This is a genomic window from Schaalia meyeri, assembly GCF_900105015.1.
GTDB classification, from domain to species: domain Bacteria; phylum Actinomycetota; class Actinomycetes; order Actinomycetales; family Actinomycetaceae; genus Pauljensenia; species Pauljensenia meyeri.
The window spans coordinates 88,369-107,479 of sequence record NZ_FNLK01000006.1; the positions used below are offsets into that span (position 1 = coordinate 88,369).

Sequence of the window (19,111 nt, forward strand, 5' to 3'; positions counted from 1 at the left end):
TGCCACCGAGACCGCGACGTAAGGAGACGGAATGCCCACTGCGATGGAACCTCTCATGCCCACCGGCACGGAGGTTGCCTCCTACCAGACCTACGCGCAGGCGCGCGCCGGGGTCGATTACCTGTCCGACAACGGCTTCGACGTCTCGTCGATCACGATCGTGGGGACGGACCTGCACCTGGTGGAACGAGTCAGGGGGCGCCTCACGATCGCCCGCGCCTCGATATCCGGGGCGTCCAGCGGCGCGCTGTGGGGGGCGCTGGCCGGCATGCTCATGTCCGCCGGCCAGAACGTGGGCGGCACGGGAACGTGGGTCGCGGGCGGGATCATCGTCGGCGCGCTTATCGGCATGGCGCTGTCTGCCCTGGCTTTCATCATTCGCGGGCGCGGCCGCGATCTGGTGTCCTCCCAGCAGGTCGTTGCTCTGCGCTATGCGGTTCTGGCGTCAGCCGACATCGACCGCGCCTACGCCCTCCTGCAACGCACGCCCGGCAACCGGGCGCGCGTCGTGCGTCCGCGCCAGGAAGAGAAGCGCTCGCAGGCCAACTCCGTTGGCTTCTTCCCGGACGGACGCCCCCGGTTCGGGGCGGCCACGAAAGACGGCGACGTCCCGGGGGGACAGGGCGCGCCCGACTCTCGCGAGGACGCCCCTTCCTCGCCCCCCGAGGGGGCCAGACCGAGGCATGAGGTGCGACCGGGCGCACCTCAGCGCGACTGAATGGTCGCGATCCATTCCTCGACGCCCGCGATCGTGCGCGGGATGTCCTCCGAGATGCGGCGCACCGACCCGTTTGCCTCCACGACCACGTCGTCCTCGATGCGCACGCCGATGCCCCGGTACTCCTCGGGGATCAGCAGGTCGTCGGCGCGAAAATACAGCCCCGGCTCGATCGTGAACACCATGCCGGGCTCCAGCAGGGCGCCCTGGTAGAGCTCGGAACGGGCGCGCGCGCAGTCGTGCACGTCCAGGCCCAGGTGGTGGCTGGTGCCGTGCGGCATCCAGCGGCGGTGCTGCTGGCCGGTGGGACTGAGGGACTCGGCGGCCGACACGGGCAGGATGCCCCACTCTTCCAGGCGAGCCGCGATCACCTCCATGGCGGCGTCGTGCACGTCCTTGAAGCGCACGCCCGGCTGATTCGCGCGGGCCAGGGCGGCCTCGGCGGCGTCCAGCACACCCTGGTAGACGCGGGCCTGCACCCGCGTGAAACGCCCATTCACGGGCAGCGTACGCGTGATGTCGGCGGTGTATAAAGAGTCGACCTCGACGCCAGCGTCCACGAGCACCAGGTCACCCTCGCGCACCGCGCCGTCGTTGTCAATCCAGTGCAGCGTGTTCGCGTGATTGCCGGACGCGGCGATCGTGTCGTAGCCCAGGCCATTTCCCTCTTCGCGGGCGTTCGCGGCGAACGCTCCCTCGATGACGCGTTCGCCCCTGCGGTGCCCGACGGCGCGCGGCAATACGCGGATGATGTCCTCGAAACCGGCCTTGGTGACCTCGACCGCTCGGGTCATCTCCTCGATCTCGAAGCGATCCTTGGTCAGGCGGATTTCGGAGAGGCGCTCCTCGAAACGTTCGTCTTCTTCCCGCGCGTCGTCCCTGGAGGGCAGGCCCGACTGGATGCGGATCTCGTTAACCATGTTTTCGATCGCGGAATCGACGTTGCGCACGATCCGCAGGTTCACCTGACCCGCATCCTTTGCCAGCGCGTCGCGCAGCGTGTCGATGTGTCGGGTTTCCAGTCCCGTGGCGGCGGACACCTCCTCCAGCGAGGGGCGTGCGCCCACCCAGAACTCGCCGTAACGGGGGTTCGCGTAGAACTCCTTGGACGAACGTGAGGCGCGAGGTTTGAAGAACAGCAGGGGAGTATGGGTGCCGTCCTCGTTCGGTTCCAGGACCACCACCGCATCCGGCTCTTTCTCACCGCCCAGGCCCGACAGGTGTGCGAAAGCGGAGTGGGCGCGGAAACGGTAGTCGCAGTCGTTGGAACGGACCTTGTAGGGGCCGGCGGGCACCACCAGGCGTTCGCCCGGGAAGGGGGCGCCAGCCGCGATCGCGCGTGCGGGGAGAAAGTCAGCAACGCGCTCGCGGGGCGGCAGCTCCGTGGGGCGCGGCCCCCACCCGGTGCCGATGAAATCACGGAAAGCTGAGGACTGGGGCTGACGCGACCGGCTTTCGCCGCGCTCGGCCATGGACGGGGAAGCTTCTTCACTCATGGCTCCCATTCTACGGCGGCAGGGCGGACGTGGGGACGCCGATGAGCACACGAAAACCCGGCCTCGTCCCACGGCTCACAATGCGCGCGGGACGAGGCCGGGGCGGGCGGAGCGGCTCAGCCCTGGAGGGTGAGTTCGCCCGCGATCGACAGGTCCATCCACCGTCTGAAATCCTCGCCCCGCTTGCCCTGGGACAGCAGGAACACGGTCTTTGCGTACAGGGCCTCAAGCGTCATGTCGTGCGCGCCGATCGCGCCCAGCTTGGCCAGGGCATCGCCGGCCTCGTAATGGCCCAGCATGACCTCGGCCTGGTAGCACTGGGAGGCGACGATGATCGGCACCCCCGCCTCCGCCAGCTGGGCCAACACGTCGACGAAGCCCGGTTCGTCGGCGGGAATGTTGCCCACGCCGAAGGTGCGCAGGATGAGCGCGTCGGGGGGCGGGGTGATCGACGCGCGCAGCCGGGCGGCGGTCATGCCCGGTACCACGTCGATGACGGCCACGTCTTGGCGCGTGTAGGCGCCAGGCGCCTGCCACCCGGTGCCCGGGCTGGGGGCGCCGTACCAGCGCCAGGGGGCACCCGTGCGCGCCATGGGGGACACGGAGGGTGACTCGAAGCCGCGGAACGCCCACGACGAGGTCTTGGTGGCGCGGTTGCCCGCCAGGAGCTTGTGCCCAAAGAACAGCATGACGCCTCTGGCGTGGCGAGAGATTGCGGCGCGCAGGGCGCCCGTGACGTTCGCGGAGGCATCCGAACCGACGACCCCCAGGGGATACTGCGACCCGGTGACGACGACGGGCTTGCCCAGGTTTGCCAACGCGAAGGACAAGGCGGCGGACGTATAGGCCATCGTGTCCGTGCCGTGAAGGACCAGGAAGGCGTCGGCCTCCTCGGCGTGCGCGTTGATGTCGTCGATGATGGCCTGCCAGTCCTCGGGTGTGGCCTGAGAGGAGTCGATCAGGGGATCCAGCGTGGACATCGAAATGTTCGATGCTAGCTCGATGCCCTCCAGCTGGGAACCAAACCACCCCTGCAGGTCGGCGCCGGGGCGCAGGCCCTCGGGGGAGTCGACCATGCCGATCGTTCCGCCGGCGTAGGTAACGTGAAGACGCACGGTTTTTCCTTTCCGGGTGCCGTCAGTCGCCCGAGACCAGGGTTTCTTCGCCCTGCAGGGAGGCGGCCGCCTCGTCGGTCAGGCTGCCGACGCGGCCTCGCACGAAGTACCAGCCGACGACCATGAGGATGACGACGACGCCGAAGAGCGCCAGGGTCCAGCGGCCCGACTCGGAGGTGACGTTCGAGCCGACGACCACGGTGAAGAACAGCAGCGCCAGGTAGTTCGTGTAGGGGGCTCCGGGCATACGGAACTCGGGGCGCTCGTCCTCGCCACGCTTGACCTTACGCATGAAGGCCAGGTGCGAGATGAGGATCATAGCCCAGGTGCCGGCGATGCCGATGCCCGCCAGATCCATGACGATGTTGAACGCTTTCTCCGGCACGAAAGCGTTGATGAGGACGCCCAGCAACCCCAGGGACGCGGTGACGACGATGCCGCCGTAGGGAACGTGGTGCTTGTTGAGGCGGGCGGCGAAGCGCGGCCCCTCGCCGACGAGCGCCATGGAGCGCAGCGTGCGCCCGGTGGCGTATAGGCCCGCGTTGAGGGAGGACAGGGCGGCGGTCAGGACGACTACCTGCATGATGTCGCCCGCGTGGGGCACCCCCAGGCCAGAGAAGAAGGTCGTGAACGGAGACTCGCTGGAGGAGTACGCGTTGTAGGGCAGGGCGAGGGCAAAGAGGACGACCGAGCCGACGTAGAAGAAGAAAATGCGGATGACCATCGAGTTGACGGCCTTGGGCAGGATCTTCGCGGCGTCCTTTGCTTCGCCGGCGGCGACGCCGACCATCTCGGTGCCGCCGAAGGCGAAGACGACGCCGAGGGTGAGCGCGAAGACGGGGCTCAGGCCCTCGGGGAACCAGCCGCCGGATTTGGAAATGTTGTGCACTCCGGCGGTGTATTCGGAGATCGGCGCCTGGGTAATGATCGCCCAGATGGCGACGGCCATGAAGATGAGGATGGTCGCGACCTTGATCATGGCGAACCAGAACTCGGCCTCGCCGAAGGCCTTGACGGACATCATGTTGAGGACGAACACGAGCGCCAGCGCGATCAGCGCGATGACCCACTGTGGGACGCTCTGGAACATCTTCCAGTAGTGCATGTAGAGCGCGACGGCGGTGATATCGGCCATGACGGTGACGGCCCAGTCCAGGAAGAAGAACCAGCCGGTGACGAAGGCGCCCTTCTCACCCAGGAACTCGCGAGCGTAGGACACGAAGGCGCCGGAAGAGGGGCGCCGAACGGCGAGCTCGCCCAGGGCTCGGACCATGAGGAAAGCGAAAAAGCCGCACACCGCGTAGGCGAAGGCCAGGGCGGGGCCACCCTGCGCCAGGCGGCCGCCGGCTCCCAGGAAGAGGCCGGTGCCGATAGAGCCGCCGATGGCGATCATCTGGATGTGTCGGTTTTGCAGGGCCTTGTTATATCCGGCGTCTCCCGCGTCCGTCGCAGCGAGTTTCCGGTCGTGCTCGTTGTGTGACACGCATGTACTCCGATCAATGTTAATAGTGGCTAAGAGGCGGATAGGCGTCAGTTGCCTGGGGACCTCCGTTTGTCGCCGTGTGCGGATCGATGTTCGCGCCCCGCGCAACTTTACGGGGGCGAGACAAGACTCAAGCATAGTCAACGTCTCTCATGCCCGCCTGGTGCTGGCGGGTGCCGACACTGAGAACGGTTGTATGAGTGGGTTCATGGGGTAATCTCAGATGGTGAAGCGAATCGACCCCCATACCCACAGTGCCTATTCCGACGGGACGGATACCCCCGCGCAGCTGCTCGCGTTCGCCGCGCGCGCCGGGTTGGATGCGATTGCGCTGACCGATCACGATACGACCGCCGGGTGGGACCAGGCCGCGTCCGCCGTCCCGGGCGTCGGCGTGAATCTCATCCGAGGCGCCGAGATCTCTTGCTCCACCTCGGGCATTTCCGTGCACCTGCTGGGGTACCTCTTCGATCCGGAAGACCCCGGCCTCGTCGATGTTTTCCGGCGCACGCGCGAGGACCGCGAGACCCGCGCGCAGCGCATGGTGGGTAGGCTCGAGGCCGACTATCCGATCTCGTGGGAGGACGTGCGAGCCTTCGCCCCCGACGGTGGGCCCGTGGGGCGTCCACACATCGCCGACGCCCTGGTTGCGGCCGGCTGTTTCCCCGACCGCAGCGCAGCGTTTATCCAGGCGCTGCACCCCTCCGGCCCGTACTACGTGCACCACTGGGCTCCCGATCCAGTCGATGCCGTGCGCCTCGTGCTCGAGGCCGGGGGAGTCCCTGTCCTGGCTCACCCTCGCGCGCGCGCGCGTTCGCGCCTGCTGCCCGAGACCGTGATCGGGGACATGGCCGATGCCGGGCTCTTTGGTATCGAGCGCGATCACCGCGATCACGAGGCAGAGGATCGCGCGGACGTCGATCGCATCGCGGGGGAGCTGGGGCTGGCGATTTTCGGGTCCTCTGACTATCACGGGACGGGCAAACCCAACCGCATCGGAGAGAACATGACGGATCCGCGCACGATCGCCGAGGTGATCGAGCGGGGGCGCATCGGGGTGGTTGAGCCGTGAGCGTTTTCGATGTCACTCTCTTTACGGCGACGTTCGCGACGCTGATGGTCATCATGGATCCCATCGGCACCGTCCCGGTGTTCCTGGGCTTGACCAGCCGGTACTCCCCGCTGAAACAACGCCGCGCGGCAATCCAGGCGACCTCCGTGTCTTTCGGGGTCATCGTTACCTTCGCGATCCTGGGCGGGCAGATCCTGCAGCTGCTCCACATTTCCGTGGAGGCTCTGCAGCTCTCCGGAGGCGTCCTGCTGTTCCTGGTCGCCATGGAGCTCCTGATGGGCACGGAATCCTCGTCCCCCGATACGGGCGATGAGAGCGTGAATGTCGCGCTCGTACCGCTGGGAACGCCGCTCTTGGCGGGTCCCGGTTCGATTGTGGCCGTCATGGTCGCCGTCGGTCAGGCGGGCAGCAACGTCGGGTCGTGGGTCGCGGTGCTGCTTGCCGTCGTCCTGGCGCACGTTGTCATGTGGCTGACCATGCGTTTCTCGTTGATGCTCTCGCGGCTCCTCGGACCCGGAGGCATCATGCTGCTGACCAAGATTTCGGGTCTGCTGTTGGCGGCGATTGCGACCCAGCTCATCATGGAGGGGATTTTCCAGTTCATCGCGGCCTCGCACCTCTCCTGACCTGGCCTGATGGGCCTGCTTTGTGTTCGTTGGTGTGGCGCTGTCGTGGCGCCGGGCGGCACGCCGATGTGTGATTCTGGGAAATCTGTTCATTTCGGTCAGGAAGTATTGTAAGGTGGGCGTGAACGCCGTGGCGCGACGCGGTTCGCACCGGTCAGGGTCACGCATTCATCCCTCTCAGCATCCGTATCAGGAGAAACTAATGAAGAAGACGAGTTCGTCTCTGCTCGCCGCAACCGCGGTGCTCGGTTTGATCGTTGCTTCGGCCGGTGCTGCTTTCGCTGCCGAGACCCCCGCTGACAAGCAGCCCTCGTCCCCCGCTACCACCGCCCCCGATGGTAAGCAGGAGCCGGCCCCCGGCGACAAGCAGACTCCGCCTCCCGGTGGTGGCCAGACTCCGCCTCCCGGTGGCGGTCAGACCCCGCCCCCCGGTGGTGGCCAGACCCCGCCCCCCGGTGGTGGCCAGACTCCGCCTCCCGGTGGCGGTCAGACTCCGCCCCCCGGCGATAACCAGACGCCCGCCCCCGGCGGCGACCAGGGCGCTGGCGGTTCCTCCGGTGCCGTTGGCGGATCCGGCGTGAGCACCCGCGGCCAGATCTCGACCGGCAATGGTCCGGCCCCCGTTTCTGCCCGCGGTGGTATCCGAAACTCCTCCCCTCAGGGTTCGGCGCTGGCTAATACCGGTTCTACCGCGTCGCTCGCCGCCGGTGCCGGTGTGATCGCCCTGGCTGGTGGCGTGAGCCTGGTGATTGCGCGTAAGCGTCACTGAGGCGTTTCGGCCTGACAAATATCGCGGACCCGCTCGATGAGGGCGGGTCCGCGATCTGTCTGGTTTGTGCAGATCGTCGGCTATTTGTGCACGAACGTGCACGTTAAAACGGTGAACTTGCACTGAAAAGTGGCTCGTTCGCCTTGAATCGATGCGCGCGACGTAGGCACAATGGAAGTACCGAATGTCACCATGAACTGAGCCCTCATGATGAATCGGTGATGGGAAGTGGCATCGCTTAAACGAGGGGTGCCACTTTCCTGTTATGCGTCCCTGCGGACAGTGCCCCCGCAGGGGCGCACCTTTTTGTGGCCGCGTGAGCAGCGGGAGGCCGGAGAGGGGACGGTGGAGAAAGGTCGATCGGGGGCACCGTGACGTGTGCATTTGGTCGCGTGAGTTCGCGGCAAGGGTGTGTTCCATCACGCGTGTCGGGGTGGTGAATATCCCACAGGCGCGTCCGAGTGGGGAAAAGAGCGCAGCTATCGCTACCCTCTAGAACATGAGGCCCGACCCCGCCCTCGGGGTGCTCGCCCCGGCGAGAGTGGCGCAGTTACAAAAAAGGAAGACGAATGACGCTGGATCTGACGCAGTCGCTGCCCTCACACGTGCGCGCGACCTCGGGACGCCCCGTTGAAGATTCGACCCTGATGGAGGTGTGGCAGGGACTGTCCGCCGCCATCGTCGATCAGATTGCTGACAACTGGGCCGCCACTACTGAGCGCTATGCTAAGGGTCGTCAGGAACACTACTTCTCAGCGGAGTTCCTCATGGGGCGAGCCCTGCTGAACAACCTGTCGAATCTCGGCCTCGTCGATGAGGCGCGCGAGGCTCTGGCCCGCTACGGCCTGGACCTGGGGCAGGTCCTCGAGGAAGAACCCGATGCGGCCCTCGGCAACGGCGGCCTCGGCCGCCTGGCCGCCTGCTTCCTGGACTCCTGTGTCACCCTCGACCTGCCCGTTCGCGGCTACGGCATTCTTTACCGCTACGGCCTGTTCAAGCAGCTCTTCGACAACGGCTTCCAGACCGAGCATCCCGACCCGTGGATGGAAGACGGCTACCCCTTCGTGACGCGCCGCGAGGAGCTCGCCCGCATTGTTTCCTACGCGGATCTGACCGTGCGCGCCGTCCCCTGCGACATCGCGATCACCGGATATGGCACCAAGAACGTGGGTACCCTGCGCCTGTGGAAGGCCGAGCCCATCGAGGAATTCGACTACGACGCTTTCAACTCCCAGCGTTTCACCGACGCGATCGTTGATCGCGAGCGCACCATGGACATCTCCCGTGTCCTGTACCCCAACGACACTACGTTCGAGGGCAAGGTCCTGCGCGTCCGCCAGCAGTACTTCTTCTGCTCCGCCTCGCTGCAGGAGATCGTCGAAAACTACGTGCGTCACCACGGCACCGACCTGACCGGCTTCGCGCGCTACAACGCCGTCCAGCTCAATGACACCCACCCCGTCCTGGCCATCCCCGAGCTCATGCGCATCCTCATGGACCAGCACGGCTTGGGCTGGGAGGACGCGTGGGCTGTCGTCTCCAAGACCTTCGCCTACACGAACCACACGGTCCTGGCCGAGGCCCTGGAGACCTGGGACATTCACATCTTCGACCGACTGTTCCCGCGCATCTCCGAGATCGTGCGCGAGATCGACCGTCGCTTCCGTATCGACATGGCCGGCCGCGGCCTCGACCAGGGAACCATCGACTACATGGCCCCCGTCGCGGGCAACTCCGTGCGCATGGCGTGGATCGCCTGCTACGCCTCCTACTCCATCAATGGTGTCGCCGCCCTGCACACGGAGATCATCAAGCGCGACACCCTCAAGGAGTGGCACGCCATCTGGCCCGAGCGCTTCAACAACAAGACCAACGGCGTCACCCCGCGTCGCTGGCTCAAGCAGTGCAACCCGCGCCTGGCCGCCCTCCTCGACGAGGTCACCGGCTCCGATGCGTGGGTTCGCGACCTCACGGAGCTGGCCAAGTTTACCTCCGCCGGATCCGAGGCGGTTCTCGAGCGTCTCGACCGAATCAAGTATGAGAACAAGGTGGACTTCGCCGCCTGGGTGAAGGAACGCGAGGGCGTCGACATCGACCCCACCGCGATCTTCGACGTTCAGATCAAGCGCCTGCACGAGTACAAGCGCCAGCTGCTCAACGCGTTCTACGTCCTGGACCTGTATTTCAGGCTCAAGGACGACCCGACCCTGGACACCCCCAGCCGCGTCTTCATTTTTGGAGCGAAGGCGGCCCCCGGTTACATCCGCGCCAAGGCCATCATCAAGCTCATCAACGCTATCGCCGAGCTGGTGAACAATGACGCGGACATCAACGGCCGCATCAAGGTCGTTTTCGTTCACAACTACAACGTCTCGCCCGCCGAGCACATCATCCCCGCCGCCGACGTCTCCGAGCAGATCTCGATGGCCGGCAAGGAGGCATCGGGCACGTCGAACATGAAGTTCATGATGAACGGCGCGCTGACCCTGGGCACCCTGGACGGGGCGAACGTGGAGATTCTCGAGGCCGTGGGCGAGGAGAACGCCTATATCTTCGGCGCGACGGACGAGCAGCTGCCCGAGCTGCGTCGCTACTACGATCCGCGTTGGCACTATGAGAACGTCCCTGGCCTCAAGCGTGTCATCGACGCCCTGACTGACGGTACGCTGTGCGACTCGGGTTCCGGCTGGTTCCACGACATCCGCCACTCGCTCCTCGAAGGTGGATTCGATCCGGCCGACGTCTACTACGTCCTGGGTGACTTCGCATCCTACCGCGAGACCAAGGATCGCATGGCCGCGGATTACCGCGACCGCTCGGCCTGGAACGCGCGCGTGTGGGCGAACATCTCCCGCTCCGGTCGTTTCTCCTCCGACCGCACGATCTCCGACTATGCGCGCGAGGTCTGGCGCATCGAGGGTGAGCCGATCGCCTGACGCGTGCGCGTGAGTGAGGCCCGGGACCGAGCGGTCCCGGGCCTCACTCATTGATGCTCTTGTGATCTGTGTCTCGTTTTCCGAGATAGCTGTATTACTGTGTTGACACAGTTGGGAAAGGCTGTCATTGTATTACTGTATTAATACAGCAAGACAGGAGGGGTACATTGATGCGCATCGATGACACCCGCCCCATCTGGATCCAGCTGGCCGACGCCTTTCGCGCCCGCATCATGAACGGCACGTGGAAGCCCGGAGCGAAGATCCCATCCGTCCGAGACCTCGCCATCGAGGCCGGCACGAACCCCAATACCGTCCAACGAGCCCTCGCCACCCTCGACGACGAAGGACTCACGATCCCGAAGCGAACCGCCGGGCGATTCGTCGCCACTGACGACAAGGCCCTGCATGCCCTGCGAAGGGACGACGCGCGGGCAGCGGCAGACACCTACGTCCGCACCTGCCTGGCGCTCGGAATCGACCGGGAAAGCGCCCACAGTCTCGTCGATGAGCATTGGAACTCCGACTCATAGCACACAGGAGGCATCCCCTCATGACCACCCAATCCCCGGGCGCCACAACGGCGTCCCCTGGCCTCGTTCACATCGACGGCCTGACCAAGCGCTACCGCGCGACGACCGCCCTGCAGGACTTTCACCTGACCCTCGACGCCGGCCACATCGTCGGCCTCATGGGACCCAACGGCTGTGGCAAGACCACGCTGTTGAAGATCCTGGCCGGCGTCCTGTCCGACTACGACGGCACCGTCGCCATCAACGGGCACCGCCCCGGACCCGTCTCCAAGTCCATCGTCTCCTACCTGCCCGACGCCGACTTCCTCAACGTGGAATGGACCGCGCGCAAGGTCATCGCCGAATACTCCCGGTTTTTTGCCGACTTCGACGCCGACAAGGCGGCCGCCATGGTCGACTTCTACGGCCTGCCGCAGGGGCGGCCACTGCGCGAAATGAGCAAGGGCATGGGTGAGAAGCTCCAGATCAGCCTCATCATGTCCCGGCGCGCCCGCGTGTTCCTGCTGGACGAGCCCATCAGCGGCGTCGATCCCGCCACCCGCGACGTCATCCTCGAGGGGATCCTGCGCGAGTTCGACCCCTCCTCGCTGCTCATCATGTCCACCCACCTCATCTCCGACATCGAACACTTCGTCGACTACGCGCTCTTCATGAAAGGGGGGAGCATCTTCCTCCAAGGCGACGCCGACGACCTGCGTGCCACGCGGGGGGACTCCCTCGACGCAATCTTCCGAAAGGAGTACCGCTGATGTACCCGACACTGCTGTCATATGAAATCCGCTCCCGAGCCTGCGCCGACGCGCGCATCCTCGCGGCGCTCGCCGCGGTCGCCGCGGCCACCCTCGGCGTCATCGCCCTCGGTATCCCCGGCCTGAGCGGTTCCGCCACGACACTTGCCTACATCATATGTATCGCGACCCCCGTCGGGTTCGCGGTGATCGGGATGAGCGACTACTGGAAGACCCTCTACGGCCAACGCGGCTACTTCACGATGAGCCTGCCGACTTCGGGGGCGTCGATCTTCTGGGCAAAGGTCACCCGGATTTTCCTCGAATCACTCGTCGCCCTCATTTTCACCATCGGAGGCATCATTGCTACTGCCTCCGTGACGGCCTGGCGTAACGGATTGACCCTGACCGAGTACACCGCCAATTTTCGCGCCGCCTTCGCAATCTTCCCCACCTCGGTCCTGGTCATGCTGGCGATCGGGCAGATCGTTTCGACGTTCGGCCTCATCGTGCAAGCCTGCGCCGTCATGACGATCGGGGCTGAGGGACGCTTCAACCACATGGGCTTCGGTGCGCCGATAATAGGTTTCATCATCCTTTACCTCATCAACCAAGTGCTCAGCGGCGTCGGTACCCTCTTCTCCCCGCTGTCCGTGAACATCACGACCGGGCGATTGAGTACCGAGATCATGTGGACCTCGTTCATCTCCACGATCAATACTGATGAGTCGCCAAACGTCATTGGGGTGGGGGCATACGTACTCTTCCCGCTGTTCGCTCTCGCCCTGGGGATCTGGGCCTCTCGCTCCATCGAGAAGCACACGTCCCTGCGCTAGTCACCCGTCCTCGCGCGCGAGCCCAGCGTCCGCCCGCACCGCGAGCGCGCGAGGACGATGGCAGCGTCGACGAAAGGAGGCGAGGCCCCCAACGCGCGTTTGCCAGGACCGAGCACAGGAGGTTTCGATGTCCTACTTATCGTCAGCGATCAGCGCCTTCGTCCAACTTGGCCTGGTCCTCGTGCTTCCCCTCGCGTGGTGGGCGCTGGCCGCGCGCCGGACCGTTGCCTTTCTCACGTGGATCGGTCTGCGCAGACCGACGTGGCGCGCCAGCGCGCCGCAGCTCGCGTGCGCAGCGCTGTCGTGGGTATTCGTCGGGCTGGTTTCGATTGTGCTGCTGCAATCGCTCTCACGCGGTGAGCCCGCCTCGCGTTTCGCTGGAAGCGGCCTTGCCGGGGTTGTTCCGGTCCTGCTCTTCGCGATCATCCAGACCTCCCTCGCCGAGGAGATCTTCTTCCGAGGCTTCCTCGGAAAACGGCTCATCGCCAGATGGGGATTCGGGGTCGGAAACGCGGTGCAAGCCGTGGTCTTCGGTCTGCTCCACGTCGCCCTGTTCGCCTCCATCGCGGGCCCGATACAGGTCGTCCTGATCGGCGCCGCAACAGCTGCCAGCGGGTGGATGACGGGGTGGATCAACGAAAAGGGGGCGGAGGGATCAATCATTCCGGGCTGGTTGCTGCACGCGACGGCCAACCTGATCGTCGGACTTGGAACCGCCTTCAACCTACTGGCCTGAAACCCGACGCCACCAGCGACGCGCGGGTCGCTGGTGGCGTTGCCTCTGCCGGGGTTATGCCGCTGGTCGGGTTGTGCCTGTGCCGGGTCCTCAGGAAACGCACACCGGGCATTGAGGAATCATGCAGGCTCTTATGATGGTGTAAGAGCATTGCGCGATGAATCCTCGAAAGGAAACCTGTGGAACCAGCGACCGAGTCATTCGTCCCTGCGAGCCCGGATCTGATCTGGATGGTGTTCATACAACAGGTGCTCGTCCTTATCGCATGGGTCATCGGCCTCGTTGTGCGCCGCGTGCTCAAGAACCGCATGACGATGTCGACGGCATCGGCGACCCTGGCCGGACTGGCCGGGCTGTGGGGTGGGCTGGTCATCGCGGGGTGGATTTTCGACTCGGGCGACCTGTGGAAACCGGACATGATCGGTGTCGCCGCGCTGGTTGCCCTCGTCGTCGTGGTGGTGGTCGCCCTGGTCACCGCTTACCTGCACCCGCGCCCCGGCCTCGAACCAATCGCCGAAGTTGCCCGGCGTGGAGAATCCGACTCCCGCGAGTTCAAGTCCAGCGCCCGGTGGAACATGCGGACGGGCAAGCGCGACGAAGCGATCGAAACCGTCATCGCCAAGACCGTCGCCGCGTTCATGAACTCCGGCGGCGGCACACTCCTGATCGGCGTCGACGACGACGGTCGGCTCATCGGCCTCGGCCCCGATTACGCGACCCTCAAGACTCCGGACGCCGACCGCTTCGAGCTGTGGATTCGCGACCTGTGGAGGCAGCGCCTGGGGACCAACGCGGCCGCGTTGCCCCGGCTCGATTTCGCGGAGGCCTCGCAGCCACAGGAGGGCTACGAGCGCCAGGAGGTGTGTCGGGTCACCATCCCGCCCTCGCCTCGTCCCGTCTACCTGAGGGGGGCCAAAGGCAAGGGGGAAGCGGAGCTGTGGGTGCGTGTCGGCAATTCGACGCGGCGCCTTGAGGTGGTCGACGCGGTGCAATACGTGTCGCTTCGCTGGCCCGAAAGCGTGCGAGTGTCCCCCCTGACGCGCGTGAGGCTGTTCATGACGCTGCGCCACCGCGAGACGCCCACGCGCCTGCCGGGCGTCGTACAGCGCGTGCTCGCCGAGGGTGGGAGCGGCGAGATTCCCGCATCCGAGGGCGAATGACCCGCGGGGGAAGTCGGATACGAGGTCTATGACAACGGCGGCATCAACTGAGGGCGCAGCTCCTCAGCGTTGCCGAAGCAGTTCCTGGCCGCTGTTACCTCTCACGTGAGCCTGTCGCCCGGTGATGTTGCCCGGCGATCTCGCACGTTCACCCGCCGGGGTACACGCCGATCGAGCTGCCCACACGCGCCCCAGCGGGTTTTCGCCGCCGACCAATGCACACGGCGCGCGGCACGCGAACGCCTCACTCGCCGCCCTTGCGGCGACGGATGCGCTTGCGGGCGCGAGGCGCGCGCTCACCACCGGCTGAGGGGCCGCCCTCGGTGCCGCCAGAACGCGGCGAGTGTTCACCGCGTCCGCGGCCCCTCGTGCCGCGATCGGAGCGGCCACCCTTGCCGGCGTTCAGCGTGCGATCACCGTCCTGGGAGCCGCGCGACCGGGACCCGCGGGTTGAGCGCGAGGGATCAGAGGACTTCGCCGACCGCCCACGCCCGCCGCGCGAGGAACGCGACCCGCCGCGTGAGCCGCGGCCTCGTCGCTCAGAGCGGGGTGAGGAGCCTCCCAGATCCTCGAGGAACTCGGCGTCCAGGCCGGGGCGCGTGCGCTTGGCGCGCGGCAGGCGGCCCGTCGTGCCCTCGGGGATGTCCAGGTCGGTGAACAGGTGAGGGGAGGTGTGGTAGGTTTCGAGCGGATCCGGTACACCCAGGCCCAGGGCCTTGGAGATGAGGGACCAGCGCGGCGTGTCATCCCAGTCCACGAAGGTCACGGCCGTCCCCGAGTTGCCGGCGCGGCCCGTGCGCCCGATGCGGTGGATGTAGATCTTCTCGTCTTCGGGGCACTGGTAGTTGATGACGTGCGTGACGTGCGTGACGTCGATGCCGCGCGCGGCGACGTCCGTCGCAACCAGGACGTCGACCTTGCCGTTACGGAACGCGCGCAGTGCCTGTTCGCGCGCGCCCTGGCCCAGGTCGCCGTGCAGCGCGCCAACGGCGAAGCCGCGGGCGGTCAGATCCTCGCCGAGGCGCGCGGCGGTGCGCTTGGTGCGGCAGAAGATGACGGTCCGGCCGCGTCCCTGGGACTGCAGGATGCGGGAGAGAACCTCGACCTTGTTCATGGAGTGAACGCGGTAGATCACTTGCTTGACGGTGTTGACCGTCTGGTTCTGGTCGTCGGGGTCCTGGGCGCGAATGTGCGTGGGGTGGACCATGAAGCGGCGCGCGAGGGCCACGACCGGTCCGGGCATGGTCGCCGAGAACAGCATGGTGTGGCGGTTCTCGGGGACGCGCGCGAGCAGGGTTTCCACGTCCGGCAGGAAGCCGAGGTCGAGCATCTCGTCGGCCTCGTCAAGGACGACGGTTTCGACGCCGGACAGGTGCAGGTGACCCTTGCGCAGCAGGTCGATGAGGCGGCCGGGCGTGCCCACGACGATGTCAGCGCCGCGCGTGAGGGCGTCGATCTGGGGCTCGAAGGCGACACCGCCGTAGATCTCCACGATGCGGGTAGACAGGTACTTGGAGGCGCCGCGCAGGTCCTGGGCTACCTGCTTGGTGAGCTCGCGGGTCGGCAGGATGATGAGGGCCTGCGGCTGATTCGGGTTGAGCAGCTGCTCGTAGCCCTCTTCGTCGGGCGCGATGACGTCTTCGAGGACGGGGATGCCGAAGCCGAGGGTCTTGCCGGTGCCGGTCTTTGCCTGCCCGATGATGTCGTGGCGTTCCAGCGCCGGGCCCAGCGTCAGCGCCTGGATGGGGAAGGGATGCGTGATGCCCTTGTCCTCGAGAGCATCGACGATCGGGTCGGTGACGCCGAAGTCCGCGAAGGATTTCTTGTCCAGGTCCTCGTCCCCCCTGTCGGTGATGTCGGGGGTGGCTTCCTGTTCCTTTGAGACGACCGGGTGAATGTTGCCGAGGCGGACAACGCCCGCGGAGTATTCGACGGGCGAGGCCGGGACCTGCGCGGCCTGTTCGTTATTGTCGTTGTCGGGGGCGGGCACGGCTGCCTCACTGCTCGTGGTAGTCACGATCTGCCTTGTCTCCCGGGCATTTCCGGGGTCGGGGTCGGTGCCGATCGCGCATTGTCTGGCGCGGGGATACACGTCCGCGCGTACGTGGTATGTGTCAAGAATGCGACCGGTCTCTTTTTGGTCGCTTTTCAGTGTAACGGTGCTGACGTCGATAGCGAGGGAGGGGCTGGTCACAGCGCGTTGTTTCGTGGAGTGGGAACGGGAATGGAACGGGGCTCATGGGGCGCTGCCAGGCACTATGCTGGAGTCATGGCACACGACTACGTTTCCGTTCCCGCCGAAGACGCCGACGTCGTCGGTATTCTCGCCTATTCCTCGCTGGCGTTCATGACTCGCCTGGCGAAGGACGGCGAGCAGGCGCCCACCTTCGAGGCCCACGTCGAGCACGCCCGCATGTCCGCCCAGTGCTTCGCGCTGTATCAGCAGCTGGAGGTGTGGAGCCGGCATCGCGGGTTCGATCTGATGGCTGCCGCCGAGGTCTTCTCCGGGACCTACGATGATCTGGATGCGCGCACGCGCCCCACGACCTTCGCCGAGCGCAGCGTCAAGACCTTCATCACGCGCGGCATGCTGGGCGACATGCTGCTGCGAGTCGCTCAGTCGCACGGTCTGTTCGAGGGCATGGAGGACGTGTGGCCGTTCGAGCAGGGACACTGGGTGCGCGCGCACCTGGGACCCCAGATTGAGAAGGACCCGCAGCTGGCGGCGCGCCTGTCGCTGTGGGGCCGCCGCGTCGCCGGCGAGGCGCTGGGCCTGGTGCGAGCAACCCTGTTCACCTACCCGACGCTGGCCACATCCCCGGAGAACGTGGACGAGATCACGGAGTACGTGATCGCGCGTCACGGGGAGCGCATGCGCGACATCCACCTGAAGGCGTAGCGCCGAGAGCACACAGTGGGCCGGGGCTGCCGCGGTCGGCAAACCGCCGAGGCTGCCCGGCCCGGTTCGTTGCGTGGGTTAGCCGATCGCGAAGCCGACGCGGCGCTCGGCCTTGCTGGCGATCTGCACGTATCCGATCGCGTGGGCGGGGACCAGGACGCGCTGTCCCTTGGTGTCGGTGAGGTGAAGGAGGGCGTTCTGGGAGACGGCCTCGTCCACTCTCGAGATGAGCTGCTCCTCGGTCAGGTTGACGTCGAGGCTGAGCTGGCGCGCGCCCCCTCGAATGCCGATAAAGATCTCCATGTTTGCTCCTTGCCGGGAAAAATCGTCGTGGCCATCATATGTGCCACAGATGCGGGTGGGGTCTGCCAGTATTGCGTCATGAGCGAAATCGAGGTCAGATTGCGGAGTCGGCCCGCCGGTTGGTGGCGTCTGCCCGAACTGAACCGGGAGCAGAAGGCGATTTGCGAGGCCGCGCGGGCGGGTGACGTGATCGCCCGGGGCGCCCCGTCCTCGGGGCGCAGCACCTGTGCGCTCGCGGTGTTTGAGCGCGCGGTGGGCGACGGCCTCTCCGCCCTGATTGTGACGCCCGACCGTACGCGCGCCGATGCCCTGACGCCTCAAGCCCAGGCCCTCGGGCCGTCCGTGGTGCGCCCGGTGCGCACGCCCGCCTCTTTCGCGTATCAGGTCGTGGCCACGTGGCGCACCCAGCGCGCCGCGCCGCTCCATGGGGTCGAGCTGGTGACGGGAGCCGCCCAGGATCAGATGCTGGCGGAACTGCTCGACTCCGTACGCGCGCCGTGGCCGCCAGAAATCGGCCCGCAGATGCGCGCCATGCCGGCTTTCCGTGCGGAGCTGCGTGACCTGGTGGCCCGCGTGGGCGAGGCCGGGATGAACGCTGCTGACCTGACGCGAGCGGGGATCAGGTTCGGCAGGCCCGAGTGGGAGGGGGCGGGCGCGATCGTGGCCGCCCTGGAGGAGGGACCCGAGCGTTCCATAGAGTATCCACTGGCCCTGCGCGTGGACCTGTCGCGCATCCAGTCCCTCGCCGCCGACCTGATCCGCAGGTGGGAGACGGATGGTCCGGCGCTCGGCGTTGAGGCGCCCCTCCCGGTGCCCGACGTCGTCATTGTGGATGACCTGCAGGACTGCACTCCCTCGACCCTCACGCTACTGGAATCCTGTAGGCGCGCGGGCGCGCGCATCGTCGCCTTCTCGGACTCCGACGTGGCGGTCGCCGGATACCGAGGGGGCGAGCCGCACCTGGACCGCCGCCTCGCCTCCCTCCTCGGCGTCGAGATCTCGGAACTGGGGCAGGTGTATAGAACCTCGCGCGCGGTGCGCACCGTGGCGCGCGCCGCATGCTCGCGCATCGCCCAGTCGGGTTCGCCCGCCCGACGCGATGCCGACGTTGCGGCCGGAGCGCAGGCGGGGCGGCTCGTCACGCACCTGGGGGCCACGCCCTCACAGATGGGGGCGCTGATCGCGCGGGCGATTCGCGCGCACCACCTGCACGACGGCATTGACTTCACGGACCAGGTCGTCATCGTGCGCAGCGCGTCGATGGTCGCCGACACGCGCCGCTACCTCGCTCGCGGCGGCGTTCCCCTGGCCGGGGGCGGGCACGCCTTCGACTTCGCCGCCCAGCCCACGACGCGGCTCCTGCTCGACCTCGTGACCCTGCCCATAGGCCTCACCGACACCGAGGCCGACGCGCGCCGCGAGCTGGCCGAGCGCCTCCTGCCCTCGCCCCTCGTGGGAGCCGACCCCCTGGCCGTCCGCCGCATCCTGCGCAGGCTCAACGCCGAGCGCGCCCTGGCCGCCCAGGTATCCGGCGACAAGGACGCGCCGGTCCCGCTGACGATGGTTGACCTCGTGGATGATCCATCCACGTGGCGGCCCGCCCTGGAACGGGGATCCAGGGCGGGGGCGGCGCTCGCCAGCTCGCGGCGCGCGTCGCCTCGTGTCGGTGAGGGCCTATGGGCAGGGTCACGAGGTCGAGCA

The 19,111-nt window shown here is 66.6% G+C and carries 17 protein-coding genes; 12 read left to right on the forward strand and 5 right to left on the reverse strand.

Annotated elements, in window-relative coordinates; translation table 11 throughout:
• Positions 1 to 31 precede the first annotated feature (31 nt).
• The gene (locus BLT68_RS03280; protein ID WP_074632811.1) at positions 32 to 718 is read left to right on the forward strand and encodes a general stress protein; all 687 of its coding nucleotides are present in this window, start codon (positions 32 to 34) and stop codon (positions 716 to 718) included.
• On the opposite strand, the gene BLT68_RS03285 is transcribed toward BLT68_RS03280, so the two are convergent.
• From BLT68_RS03285 to BLT68_RS03295, 3 genes are all read right to left on the reverse strand, one after another.
• Positions 706 to 2,214, reverse strand: a complete 1,509-nt coding sequence (locus BLT68_RS03285) for an aminopeptidase P family protein (RefSeq protein WP_050695126.1) — start codon at positions 2,212 to 2,214, stop codon at positions 706 to 708. The genes BLT68_RS03280 and BLT68_RS03285 overlap by 13 nt on opposite strands.
• A 116-nt stretch (positions 2,215 to 2,330) precedes the next feature.
• The gene (locus BLT68_RS03290) at positions 2,331 to 3,329 is read right to left on the reverse strand and encodes an asparaginase (RefSeq protein WP_050695125.1); all 999 of its coding nucleotides are present in this window, start codon (positions 3,327 to 3,329) and stop codon (positions 2,331 to 2,333) included.
• A 22-nt stretch (positions 3,330 to 3,351) separates the two neighbouring features.
• Positions 3,352 to 4,722 (reverse strand): amino acid permease, encoded by a 1,371-nt coding sequence (locus BLT68_RS03295; protein WP_232618788.1) that lies wholly within the window; start codon positions 4,720 to 4,722, stop codon positions 3,352 to 3,354.
• 313 nt (positions 4,723 to 5,035) lie between these two features.
• On the opposite strand from BLT68_RS03295, the gene BLT68_RS03300 reads away from it, so the two are divergent.
• The 9 genes from BLT68_RS03300 (at position 5,036) to BLT68_RS03340 (ending at position 14,208) form a co-directional block, all read left to right on the forward strand.
• Positions 5,036 to 5,884 carry a PHP domain-containing protein gene (locus BLT68_RS03300; protein ID WP_074632814.1) on the forward strand — a complete coding sequence of 283 codons (849 nt, stop codon included), beginning with the start codon at positions 5,036 to 5,038 and terminating at the stop codon, positions 5,882 to 5,884.
• Positions 5,881 to 6,510: a MarC family protein gene (locus BLT68_RS03305; protein ID WP_050695122.1), complete on the forward strand. Its 630-nt coding sequence runs from the start codon at positions 5,881 to 5,883 to the stop codon at positions 6,508 to 6,510. The genes BLT68_RS03300 and BLT68_RS03305 overlap by 4 nt, the downstream gene beginning before the upstream one ends.
• A 202-nt stretch (positions 6,511 to 6,712) precedes the next feature.
• Positions 6,713 to 7,279, forward strand: a complete 567-nt coding sequence (locus BLT68_RS03310) for an LPXTG cell wall anchor domain-containing protein (RefSeq protein ID WP_074632815.1) — start codon at positions 6,713 to 6,715, stop codon at positions 7,277 to 7,279.
• Between the two features lie 569 nt (positions 7,280 to 7,848).
• On the forward strand, positions 7,849 to 10,215 hold the full coding sequence (locus BLT68_RS03315) for a glycogen/starch/alpha-glucan phosphorylase (protein WP_050695120.1): 2,367 nt from the start codon (positions 7,849 to 7,851) through the stop codon (positions 10,213 to 10,215).
• Between the two features lie 170 nt (positions 10,216 to 10,385).
• Positions 10,386 to 10,748 (forward strand): GntR family transcriptional regulator, encoded by a 363-nt coding sequence (locus tag BLT68_RS03320; protein WP_074632817.1) that lies wholly within the window; start codon positions 10,386 to 10,388, stop codon positions 10,746 to 10,748.
• Positions 10,749 to 10,768: 20 nt separating this feature from the next.
• Complete coding sequence (locus BLT68_RS03325; RefSeq protein WP_050695118.1) at positions 10,769 to 11,497, forward strand: ATP-binding cassette domain-containing protein; 729 nt, start codon at positions 10,769 to 10,771, stop codon at positions 11,495 to 11,497.
• Entirely contained in the window at positions 11,497 to 12,312 is an 816-nt protein-coding gene (locus tag BLT68_RS03330; RefSeq protein WP_050695117.1) for a hypothetical protein, read from the forward strand. Before BLT68_RS03325 ends, BLT68_RS03330 begins: the two co-directional genes overlap by 1 nt.
• Before the next feature lie 127 nt (positions 12,313 to 12,439).
• Positions 12,440 to 13,048, forward strand: a complete 609-nt coding sequence (locus tag BLT68_RS03335; RefSeq protein WP_074632819.1) for a CPBP family intramembrane glutamic endopeptidase — start codon at positions 12,440 to 12,442, stop codon at positions 13,046 to 13,048.
• Between the two features lie 230 nt (positions 13,049 to 13,278).
• The gene (locus BLT68_RS03340) at positions 13,279 to 14,208 is read left to right on the forward strand and encodes an AlbA family DNA-binding domain-containing protein (protein WP_050695827.1); all 930 of its coding nucleotides are present in this window, start codon (positions 13,279 to 13,281) and stop codon (positions 14,206 to 14,208) included.
• A 244-nt stretch (positions 14,209 to 14,452) separates the two neighbouring features.
• Here BLT68_RS03340 and BLT68_RS03345 read toward each other — a convergent pair whose 3' ends face one another.
• Positions 14,453 to 16,225 carry a DEAD/DEAH box helicase gene (locus BLT68_RS03345; protein WP_074632824.1) on the reverse strand — a complete coding sequence of 591 codons (1,773 nt, stop codon included), beginning with the start codon at positions 16,223 to 16,225 and terminating at the stop codon, positions 14,453 to 14,455.
• Positions 16,226 to 16,477: 252 nt separating this feature from the next.
• On the opposite strand from BLT68_RS03345, the gene BLT68_RS03350 reads away from it, so the two are divergent.
• A complete protein-coding gene (locus BLT68_RS03350; RefSeq protein WP_050695116.1) occupies positions 16,478 to 17,107 on the forward strand; it encodes a ferritin-like fold-containing protein in 630 nt (209 codons plus the stop codon).
• A gap of 78 nt (positions 17,108 to 17,185) precedes the next feature.
• Here BLT68_RS03350 and BLT68_RS03355 read toward each other — a convergent pair whose 3' ends face one another.
• Positions 17,186 to 17,410, reverse strand: coding sequence for a DUF3107 domain-containing protein (locus BLT68_RS03355; protein WP_070778114.1), 225 nt, complete (start codon positions 17,408 to 17,410; stop codon positions 17,186 to 17,188).
• Between the two features lie 78 nt (positions 17,411 to 17,488).
• Between BLT68_RS03355 and BLT68_RS03360 the strand changes: the two genes are divergently transcribed.
• On the forward strand, positions 17,489 to 19,111 hold a 1,623-nt coding region (locus BLT68_RS03360), incomplete at its 3' end, for a DEAD/DEAH box helicase (RefSeq protein WP_479725476.1).